Origin of the sequence: Chryseobacterium sp. UNC8MFCol (assembly GCF_000482305.1) — a bacterium.
GTDB classification, from domain to species: domain Bacteria; phylum Bacteroidota; class Bacteroidia; order Flavobacteriales; family Weeksellaceae; genus Chryseobacterium; species Chryseobacterium indologenes.
In genome coordinates, this window is record NZ_KI535291.1 from 522,185 (window position 1) to 532,022 (window position 9,838).

A 9,838-nucleotide genomic window follows, 5' to 3' on the forward strand; every position below is an offset into this window, starting at 1 on the left:
TTAAATATGAATTATCATGAAAATTGGTTTAAAATGGATCGTTTCATTCTCTCTTATTGCTCTTGTGGCAGTGGGAGGATTATTTTGGAATCCGGAAATACCTGTCGTCAATACCGCAGATTTTCTTTCCGAAGATAAAATTGTAGGAGCAGATGTAGCATGGATTCTTGCCGCCGCCGGGCTGGTGCTTCTCATGACTCCGGGACTATCTTTTTTTTACGGAGGAATGGTAGGTAAGAAAAATGTCATTTCTACTATGCTGCAGAGCTTTATTGCTCTGGGAGTTATTTCCATAGTCTGGATAGTCGTGGGCTTTTCTCTTTCTTTTGGAGAATCATTAGGATTTACTTTTAACGGAAAGCACTATGGAGTTATAGGAAATCCATTAACCTATCTCTTTTTTACTGGAGTAGGAAATCTTCCCCATAAAGCGATGGCCTCCACCATTCCTTTTATCTTATTTGCCCTGTTTCAGATGAAATTTGCAGTGATTACTCCTGCCATTATTACCGGATCTTTTGCTGAAAGGGTTCGTTTTATATCCTACCTTTTATTTATTGTACTTTTCAGTCTTTTTATTTATACTCCGCTATGCCATATGGTATGGCATCCGGAAGGCCTTCTGAATACCTATTTTGGTGTCAAAGATTTCGCCGGAGGAACAGTGGTGCATATGAGTGCCGGTTTTGCGGCTCTTGCAGGAGCTCTTGTGGTTGGAAACAGAAAGAATCCGCATCATGAGCCTTCCAATATTTCATATGTACTCTTAGGAACAGGCATGTTGTGGTTCGGCTGGTTCGGATTTAATGCAGGATCTGCCTTGAGTGCTTCTGCTTCTGCAGCAACGGCATTTGGAACGACGACTATTGCTTCAGCTTCCGCGATGATGACCTGGATTTTTTTTGATAGAATCAATGGAAGAAGTGTCTCGGCTTTGGGTGCCTGCATCGGAGCAGTGGTTGGATTGGTGGCCATTACTCCCGGATGTGGTTTTGTCAGTATCCAGGAAAGTCTTTTCATAGGGTTTATTACGGCTATTGTTTCCAATATAATGGTCAACTGGAAAGCTTTAAAAAAAATAGATGATACACTGGATGTTTTTGCCTGTCACGGCGTAGGGGGAATTATGGGGATGATCCTGACAGCGGTCTTTGCCCACGGGGAAAACGCAAGTCTTTTGCATGGAGGAATTGATGTTTTTCTTCACCATATGGCAGCGTTGGTTCTTGTTTCTGTATTTACATTTTTCGGGTCGCTGGTATTGTATAAGGTTACAGATTCCATTATTACATTACGGGTATCGGAAGAAGCTGAAAACAAAGGGCTTGATCTCTCCCAGCACGAGGAGAGCCTGACTTGATTTTGTCTATTTTTATATTATCATTAAACCTCCGTGAAATCCTGGATTTTATTAAGATTTATCATGTATCTTTGCTTTAGAGGAAAATGACGAATCATTTATGGAATCAATATCGGTTTTTGAGATTATTAAAGTAGGGATAGGCCCGTCCAGTTCGCATACGATGGGGCCGTGGAATGCTGCATCTGCATTTATCAGAATTATTAAAAGAGAAAGATCAATCGAAGAAGTGAAAGAGGTTTTTCTTGAGTTTTTCGGCTCACTGGCAAAAACGGGGATCGGACATGGTACTGATATAGCAGGAATGCTGGGTTTAAATGGAGAAGATTTTAAAACAATCGATACTTCAAAAATTGATGAGAAAATTGACCACATAAAAAATACTCAAACCATTAACTTAGGTGGTGAGAAGCTGATCCCTTTTGTTTACGGGCATCATTTGATCTTAAACATGCAGAAATCACTTGATTTTCACCCCAACGGAATGATCTTCAGAGCTGTTTTTGAAGATGGTACTGAGCTTGTTCAGGATTTTTATTCTGTGGGAGGAGGTTTTATTGCAAGCCAGGAAAAGAACTCCATTGAAAAACATTGTGTCCGTACATTGTACCCGTGTCACCATGGCTCAGACCTTACAAAATATTGCCAGAAACTGGGATTTGATAAAATTTCGGATTTAATTTTAATAAATGAAGAAAGCTGGAGAACCCAGGAAGAAACAAAACAGGAAGCCCTTTATATCTGGCAGCAGATCAAAGAATGTATTTATAAAGGAGTTAATAAGGAAGGTATTCTTCCCGGAGGCTTAAATGTTTCCCGAAGAGCTGCCGGAATAAACAGAAAGCTTTTAGGGGATAAAGTTTATAAAAATATTGACGAATGGTTCCAGCTGGTAGTAGATGCGGAAGAGAATTTTACCAATATCAATAAATGGATTGCCTGCTTTGCACTGGCAGTAAACGAAGAGAATGCAAGCTTCGGAAGAATCATTACCGCGCCTACCAATGGTGCTAGTGGAGTAATCCCGGCTGTATTAATGTATTCACAGGCATTTACACCATTTACAAGTGAAGAGGATATTATAAGATTCCTTCTTGTGGCCGGTGAAATAGGAACATTGTTTAAGAAAAATGCAACAATATCTGCGGCAATGGGAGGTTGCCAGGCAGAAATCGGGGTGTCATCAGCCATGGCGGCGGCAGGACTTACAGAAATCCTGGGAGGAAGCGTAGGACAGGTGATGATGGCTGCAGAAATTGCAATGGAACATCATCTTGGATTAACATGTGATCCTATCAAAGGACTTGTGCAGATTCCTTGTATTGAAAGAAATACAATGGGTGCTATGAAAGCAATTACGGCCGCTAATATTGCTCTTGAAAGTGACCCGACCAAAGCAAAAGTAACATTAGATGAGGTCATTCAGACGATGTGGGAAACCGCACAATCGATGAGTGATCGCTTCAAAGAAACTTCAGAAGGCGGATTAGCTATTGCGGTAAACGTACCGGAGTGTTAAAGATAAAAACGTAATAAAAAAGTCCCCGGATACAGGATCCGGGGACTTTTTATTGCCGGAGTTCCATAGTTTTTAGGCTATTGCAGAATCAGAATCATGTATAATTTAAGTATTTTTATCTGTAAGAATTGTGTTATTGTTTGCTTGGAATATTTTCTTATCACCTGTTAGAAAAATTCATCCGAAAGCTATAACGATTCATTTGTGTCTGATATTTATTTTCCAAAATTATCTATATTTATAAAACAGATTCCCTTGTAATAAATTGATTTTCAAAATGCACTTATATTTATTAAATTATTGATAATGAATATGTTATTTAAAAAAAATGATTGGAGATGAATTGCTTGTCGGTTGATGAAAAAAAATTATAGCTAAAAATGGAAGACCTTAAACATCACTTTATACATCAATACGTAATTCTTACCTGTTGCTTTTTATTGCTGAATATTTTCATTTATCAATTTTTTATGTCCGGCTCTTTTCTGGTATTGTATTTTAGTATGGCGCTGTTGATTTTATCTTATACCTATTTATTAATAAGAAAAAAATATAATGCCAATAAAATTATGCATATCTATATGATCATTGGCCCGTTATATATATCTTATATTTTGGTTGCATTTTGGGGAACTTCGGTGGGGAGTTTTGTAATGTTGCTTCCCCTGCCACTTGCTGCTTATATTTTTTTTTCAAAGAAAGAGGTTATGGCTTATTCATTCTATTTACTGCTCATTGTCATTGCTTGTTTTCTGGTTCATAAATATTCAGGATTTACATTTGACAGATTTCCTACAGATAAAATTATGATTACAGATATTCTTCTTTTTTGCTATAACCTTCTTGTCATTGCCGGTTTGCTTGTTTACAACAAAAAGCTTAACAGATTGGCTTTTTTATCGGATATTCAGGCTCTAAAGATATCGGCAGACAAAGAAGAACGGAAGAAAATAAAGGTTTCAGAAAAGGCAGGTGAGAAGGAAAATATTGATGAAGAAATAGTAGATAAACTCACTCACGTTATGGAAACCGAGATGCTGTTTAAAAACCCGAATCTGAATATTGCCGGTTTAAGCAGCCGCTTTCATGTAAATTACACTTACATTTCGAAGATTATCCGCTATCTGGGGTATACGAACTTTAATCATTACCTGAATGCATACAGAATTCGCCATGTGAAAATGCTTATCGGTGAAAGTGACCTGCAGAAAGTGACATTGATGCACATTTATACCGAGGCCGGGTTTTCTAATCAGGCTACTTTTAACAGAGTTTTCAAACAAATGGAAGGTATTACGCCAAGTGAATATATAAGTTTGACAAAAGAAGAAAAGACAGAATTGAATTAGTCCGGGTTTTGATACGAAATTCTAAGAGAAAATCCCGGTTATTTATCCAGGATTCCTCTTATTTTGTTGGCGTTGGTGATCAATTCTTCCAGGTATTCATAGTTTTCTTTTTCCAGGGCAGACTTGAACTTTCTGAGTTGAGTGATGTGCTCGTTCAGTACATCAAGCACATTTTCTTTGTTTTGTTTGAAAATGGGAACCCACATTTCAGGATGAGATTTGGCAAGACGTACCGTACTGGAAAAACCTGAACTCGCAAGCTGAAAGATAGTCTCTTCTTCACGTTCTTTCTCCAACACAGTATTGGCAAGCGCATATGATGTGATGTGGGAAATATGTGAAATATAAGCTGTATGAATGTCGTGATCCTCAGCATTCATATAGATCATATGCATATCTAAGGCATTTACAACATCTTTCACAGTTTTCAGTGCGTCGTCTGCAGATTCTTCCTGATTACAGATTACCCCGGCTTTACCTGAAAAGCTTTCCGCAATGGCAGACTTCGGACCTGAGTTTTCCGTTCCCCACATCGGGTGAAAGGCCACAAATCTTGAACGATTAGGATGGTTTCTGACAGCACCAACGATTCCCGCTTTAGTAGAACCCGCATCCATAACAGTCTGATGGCCGGAAATCAAATTAAGAACTTCAGGTAGTAATTTTCTGGCGGCATCTACCGGAACAGCTATGATAATCAGATCGGCATTTTTAATCCCTTCCTCAAGGTTTGCCTCTGCGTCAATGATTTTCAGATCAAGAGCATCGGTGATATGTTGTTTGTTGTAATCGATTCCGTAGATAAAACTGGCGATTCCTTCTTCTCTTAATTTTAATGCCATTGAACCTCCGATTAGTCCAACTCCTATAATACTTATTTTCATCTTTACAATTTGTTTAAAATAAAAAAACCTCGTCCAGGACGAGGTTTTAAATTATGTTCATAAGAATCCCTATCCCAGATCTGAGGTAAAAATTCTATAATAATATGTTCCGTTGTTAAAATTCACAAGGCGAAGTTATAAAATATTTTTGAATCCGGAGAAATTTTAATGAAAATTTGTAATTTAATAAGTGAACAGGTTTGAATTTTTCCCCTCTGTACATTGTTTTAAAAAATCATCGGTTAATTTCTTCTTCTCGGTCCTCCCGGATAATTACAGTGCTTTGACGTATTGCCGGCAAATAATAATATATTTTTTGGAAAATGATAGGGCGGTTTGGGAGCTTTGATGATCTTCCATTCTAAATAATTCGAATTAATCAGCTGAAGCTCTGCCATCCCTTTATTCTCTTTTGATCCTAAAAAACTGTAAAATTCAGCGATGATTTTTCCATTGACGATTCGTCCATGAATATTATACCCGGTGTTGCTGCAGTCCAGTATTTTTCCTTTATCAGCTTTTGCACAGTAGCGTCCTATTACAGAATCTTTTTCATTTTTCAGGTCTAAGGTAAAATATTCAAACATGCTGTCACTGGAATCCGAATAAGTATCATAGGTCCATTTTTTTGTTATTAATGTTTTGAGCCTATAATTTCTTACGCTGATGATGGAATCATTGAGAGAAATGGTATCCTGAACAGGATTGATCTGGGTTTCCATTGGATTATTGCTTTTTTTACAGGAGATCAGCCCCAGAACAATAAATAAGAGCAAGAATCGGGTAGTCATTTGTTTTTTTATCATTTATAATTAGCGAAGCTATGGTTAAGACATAGATACGTCTTTTAACGTAAACTTACAAAAATTACACAGTCATTATTAATGGGTATTCTTTTATCATCTTTTTTTGATAATTTTAAACAAATATTTTACAGAAATACCAAGTGATGAAAAACAGGTTTTTATATTTTTCTTTTATTTTATCCATTGCCGGTAACACTGCGTTTGCAAAAGGATTTTCTGATCAATCAATTGATATTTCCGCAAGAAAGGATACATTGAAAATGAAAACTGTTGTCAACGGAGAAGTCCCGAAACCCAATGAATACCTGAAAGAACGTCTTAAGCCTATTCAATCCGGTTATAAAAGAATCAATTCTATCAGACAGTGGACTGCAATCACGAAGAAAAATATTGAAGGCGAGTCGGCAGAAGGAGGAGAAGCGGCATTTTACTATAAAAATAAACGATTGGAAAAAGTGATTGCCAGACATTACGGGGAAATGGGCCGGAAGCTTATAGAATATTATCTTTTGAACGGACGTTTATCTTTTGTTTTTGAAAAAGAGTATACCTACAATCGTCCTTTGTTTTACGATCTGAAAGCTATGAAAGAAAACGGTGATACTGAAGCATTTGACCTTAATAAATCAGATATCATGGAAATCAGGAGTTATTTTGAAAAAGGAAATCTGATATATACGGTCAACAATAAGGATACCGTGGCTTCCTTTGGGAATGATCATACACAGAAGAAAGAACAAAAGATCTCCGAAGACTTTCAGAGACTTTTAAAACTTTCACAGGAAAAATAATCGATGCAAAAATATTTTTTTTACCCTCACATCAAGAAGCTTTAATGCTGGCAAGTCTTTCTTCTACCTCTTTGATTTTATTTAGCCAGTAATTTATTCCTTCCTGATTGGTTACCGTTTGCTTAAAAGCATTATTACTGACCGTCCGCAACTGAGAACCGTTTTTCTGATACTCCAGTTCGCGTTCCTTTTTATTTTCGGGCTCAACACGGTATCTCCAGAAAACAAGGGCATGCATGTATTCTGAACGGATTTTTTCCAGGTAAGCAATAATAGCCTTTCTGTCCTGAGGAATATATCCCGGTCCTGAGCATCCGCAGGAATGGAACGTTATTCCGACAGTATATAAATCTTTGATGTGTGCCCATTTTTTATCATCGTTTTTTGGAGGAGATTCAAAATCCAGCCCCATACTGGCCATCAAATTTCCGCATTCGGGACATTTGGCTTCTACAGAGATCCGGGCATCCCGGTCCACATCTTTTAAGACGCGGCGTTTGAATGTTTTCCGGCAATTGAAACAGGCATAGTGACGTTTATAGATCGTCATGGCGTATCGGCACATTGTGTTTTTTATTAATCGTTAGTGTTTTATTTATATGGGTGTTTATTTTTGTGTAAAATTATGAATTTTTGTGAATTGTTAGAAATATAATTGTCAGGAATATAATTGTTGGATTTGAACTTTTAATGGTTATTTTACCGGATCAGGAACGAGCCGGACCAAATTTTTACCAGTGATCAGTTCCCTTATTGTATACAGAACACAGGCGATTCCCAGGTCGCCATAGCAGCATGTAAGTCTTGAAGCATATTTTGAATTTTCCTTACAGCCTTCCATATAGACATAGTACGGAAACTCCGTTATCGTATTTCTGACAAAAGAAAATCTTTCCCAGAATTCTTATTGAAAACAAAAATCGACAGCATTTACTTGAAATACTGTCGACTTGATATGGTCTTTATTTCATGGGGCATAATTGATAATTGGGATCATCAAAAATTGCAGAAATAGTAAGACCGATCGGAACTGTTTACGGGTTTGAAATGATTAATGTAGAAGGGATGTCAGATAGCCAAAGACTCTTTGTGTCAATCAGGTTTTTCCAGCTTTTGCTGCTGATCAGCATCAGGTCCTGTGAATTCAGGAATTCTTTCTCAATTTTCTTTTCGTTATATAAAGTGATGTGATTGGGTGCTACCTGTTCAATGCTTCGGATCAGCTCTTTTACTTCGATATTGTTGCGGATCTGTCCTGCTGCATCAAGAATGATAACCTGAGAATTGTTATTATTGATAAGCCTTTTCGCATATTCAAGCAGGTAAAAATCGCTGAGGTTAAAGATCGGGACAAATATTTTGTCTGCAGTATTGAATTCTTTATCAACCAGGATACCGACAGGAATGGTTGTTTTATCCAATACCTGGAGGGTGAGGTCATCAAAAGGAGATGTGTTGAAAATATTTCCTTTTCCTTTTACGGTATTTAATAATTTTTCAGGATTAATGATTTTTGTGGTAAACCCTAATAATCTTCCCAATAAACTGCCTTCGTACATCGATTTTCCGAGCATAATAAGCAGAAGATCATAGTTTCCTTTATTGGTAATATTGGTCAGATCACTTTCTACATCCGTAGATGCCTTGAACAACGTCGTCACTGCAAGTTTAAGTTCCTGGGAAGTTTCAATTACATTTTTAAACTGTTCTTTTTCAAAATTTTCGATATCGAAGGCATGAAGTTCGTCAACCGGAACAATATTCATTGCGGTCACACTTTTATTGCCATTCATCTTATGAGTGAAGTTGTCTGCCAGTCTTAAAAGTTTGCTTCCTGATTTTGCTGTTTCAAATGATAACAGAACTCTGTATTTGGAATCATGATCATCTTCCTGCTCTTCCTCAATCATTGATTTTTTTCCTTTAAAAAGGTAATTGATCAGATCAAGGCACGGTCCGGTCATAAAAGTGGTAAATAAAGCCATGATGACAAGCATAGCAAACAATTCAGGACCTAAAACTCCAAGATCATAGCCGATATTCAGTACGATAAGTTCGGTAAGACCTCTGGTATTCATCAGCGCACCGATCGTGAGACTGTCTTTCCAGCTGATTTTCAGAAATCTGGCGGTAAGGGCGCTTCCCACAAACTTTCCGGTAACAGCAGTAAGAATGATCAGGCCTCCTATTTTCCATAGATGGATATCATTCAGCAATCCGATCTGCGTTCTTAATCCGGTAAATACAAAGAAAAGCGGGAGTAGTAAAACCAGCGCAACATCTTCTACTTTTTCGATAAAAAGGTTTCTGAATTTTATATTCTCAGGCATGATAGCCCCGGCCATAAAGGCTCCAAAAAGGGCATGAATTCCGATAACTTCTGTTGCATATGACGAGATAATCAGTACCAGAAAAAAGATTGCTACCAATGATTTACTGATAAAGCCTTTTCCTTTTTGTGATTCTGCAATTCTGTTCAGGAATGGTCTCACTGCTTTGATCATGATAAAAACGTACAATATAGCCATGATGATCACAAACAATGATCCCGAAAATGATCCGGCTTTCACAACGGCGATTACAGCAGCTAAAATACACCATGCCGTAATATCATCTGCTGCTGCACAGGTAATAACAACTGTTCCTATTTTTGTTTTGTGAAGATTTCTTTCCTGTACAATTCTTGCCAGAACAGGAAAAGCGGTAATACTCATGGCAATAGCAATAAATAAGGCAAATGAACTGAATTGAATGCCCTCAGGAGCAAATTCCTTATAAATAGTCATTCCTTAAAATAAATACAACGATTTGATATTCAATATTTTATTATCAAATTTCGCTTAAAAATGTTGTATAAAATTGCAGAAAATCGTATTTTTAGGGTATAAAAAGTGGCAAAATGTTAGGAAAAATAAAACAGGATTTACAGCAAAATTTATTCAGGACCAGACTTACCGAGCTTATTAATATGGATCATCCACTTGTAAAATTAGCGCATGAGATTTCTTGGGATAAAATAGAAGCTGAGTTCGAGGGTTTATTTTCAAAAGAAGGAAGACCCTCTATTGCGGTTCGCAAAATAGCAGGAATGCTTTTGCTCAAGGAAATGTTTAAAGAAAGTGATGAAAG

General features: G+C 37.2%; 8 protein-coding genes and 2 pseudogenes. 5 read left to right on the top strand and 5 right to left on the bottom strand.

All coding sequences use genetic code 11. The annotated features are described in order from the left end of the window. The first annotated feature begins 16 nt into the window (after positions 1–16). The 3 genes from M030_RS0120280 to M030_RS0120290 all read left to right on the top strand — a co-directional run bounded on the left by M030_RS0120280 (position 17) and on the right by M030_RS0120290 (position 4,228). Positions 17–1,360: an ammonium transporter gene (locus M030_RS0120280; RefSeq protein WP_027375073.1), complete on the top strand. Its 1,344-nt coding sequence runs from the start codon at positions 17–19 to the stop codon at positions 1,358–1,360. Positions 1,361–1,460: 100 nt separating this feature from the next. After that, the gene (locus tag M030_RS0120285) at positions 1,461–2,879 is read left to right on the top strand and encodes an L-serine ammonia-lyase (RefSeq protein WP_027375074.1); all 1,419 of its coding nucleotides are present in this window, start codon (positions 1,461–1,463) and stop codon (positions 2,877–2,879) included. Between the two features lie 569 nt (positions 2,880–3,448). Further along, positions 3,449–4,228: an AraC family transcriptional regulator gene (locus M030_RS0120290; protein WP_185097405.1), complete on the top strand. Its 780-nt coding sequence runs from the start codon at positions 3,449–3,451 to the stop codon at positions 4,226–4,228. A gap of 38 nt (positions 4,229–4,266) precedes the next feature. Here M030_RS0120290 and M030_RS0120295 read toward each other — a convergent pair whose 3' ends face one another. After that, positions 4,267–5,112: a prephenate dehydrogenase gene (locus tag M030_RS0120295; RefSeq protein WP_027375076.1), complete on the bottom strand. Its 846-nt coding sequence runs from the start codon at positions 5,110–5,112 to the stop codon at positions 4,267–4,269. A 242-nt stretch (positions 5,113–5,354) separates the two neighbouring features. Beyond that, a complete protein-coding gene (locus M030_RS0120300) occupies positions 5,355–5,903 on the bottom strand; it encodes a hypothetical protein (RefSeq protein ID WP_157445778.1) in 549 nt (182 codons plus the stop codon). Between the two features lie 158 nt (positions 5,904–6,061). Between M030_RS0120300 and M030_RS0120305 the strand changes: the two genes are divergently transcribed. Continuing rightward, a complete protein-coding gene (locus M030_RS0120305) occupies positions 6,062–6,709 on the top strand; it encodes a hypothetical protein (RefSeq protein ID WP_027375078.1) in 648 nt (215 codons plus the stop codon). Between the two features lie 31 nt (positions 6,710–6,740). Here M030_RS0120305 and M030_RS0120310 read toward each other — a convergent pair whose 3' ends face one another. The 3 genes and pseudogenes from M030_RS0120310 to M030_RS24620 all read right to left on the bottom strand — a co-directional run. Further along, positions 6,741–7,274 carry a hypothetical protein gene (locus tag M030_RS0120310; RefSeq protein ID WP_027375079.1) on the bottom strand — a complete coding sequence of 178 codons (534 nt, stop codon included), beginning with the start codon at positions 7,272–7,274 and terminating at the stop codon, positions 6,741–6,743. Positions 7,275–7,403: 129 nt separating this feature from the next. Beyond that, positions 7,404–7,550 carry a hypothetical protein gene (locus M030_RS25665; RefSeq protein ID WP_155860290.1) on the bottom strand — a complete coding sequence of 49 codons (147 nt, stop codon included), beginning with the start codon at positions 7,548–7,550 and terminating at the stop codon, positions 7,404–7,406. 193 nt (positions 7,551–7,743) lie between these two features. Then, positions 7,744–9,489, bottom strand: a pseudogene (locus M030_RS24620) (cation:proton antiporter); the annotation flags it as partial. Between the two features lie 119 nt (positions 9,490–9,608). On the opposite strand from M030_RS24620, the pseudogene M030_RS0120325 reads away from it, so the two are divergent. Next, positions 9,609–9,838: pseudogene (locus tag M030_RS0120325) on the top strand (IS5/IS1182 family transposase); the annotation flags it as partial.

Coding starts and splice junctions, on each gene's coding strand:
- M030_RS0120285 (WP_027375074.1), top strand. CDS start 1,461: ATGGAATCAATATCGGTTTTTGAGATTATTAAAGTAGGGATAGGCCCG.
- M030_RS25665 (WP_155860290.1), bottom strand. CDS start 7,550: ATGGAAGGCTGTAAGGAAAATTCAAAATATGCTTCAAGACTTACATGC.
- M030_RS0120310 (WP_027375079.1), bottom strand. CDS start 7,274: ATGTGCCGATACGCCATGACGATCTATAAACGTCACTATGCCTGTTTC.
- M030_RS0120280 (WP_027375073.1), top strand. CDS start 17: ATGAAAATTGGTTTAAAATGGATCGTTTCATTCTCTCTTATTGCTCTT.
- M030_RS0120295 (WP_027375076.1), bottom strand. CDS start 5,112: ATGAAAATAAGTATTATAGGAGTTGGACTAATCGGAGGTTCAATGGCA.
- M030_RS0120290 (WP_185097405.1), top strand. CDS start 3,449: ATGCATATCTATATGATCATTGGCCCGTTATATATATCTTATATTTTG.
- M030_RS0120300 (WP_157445778.1), bottom strand. CDS start 5,903: ATGACTACCCGATTCTTGCTCTTATTTATTGTTCTGGGGCTGATCTCC.
- M030_RS0120305 (WP_027375078.1), top strand. CDS start 6,062: ATGAAAAACAGGTTTTTATATTTTTCTTTTATTTTATCCATTGCCGGT.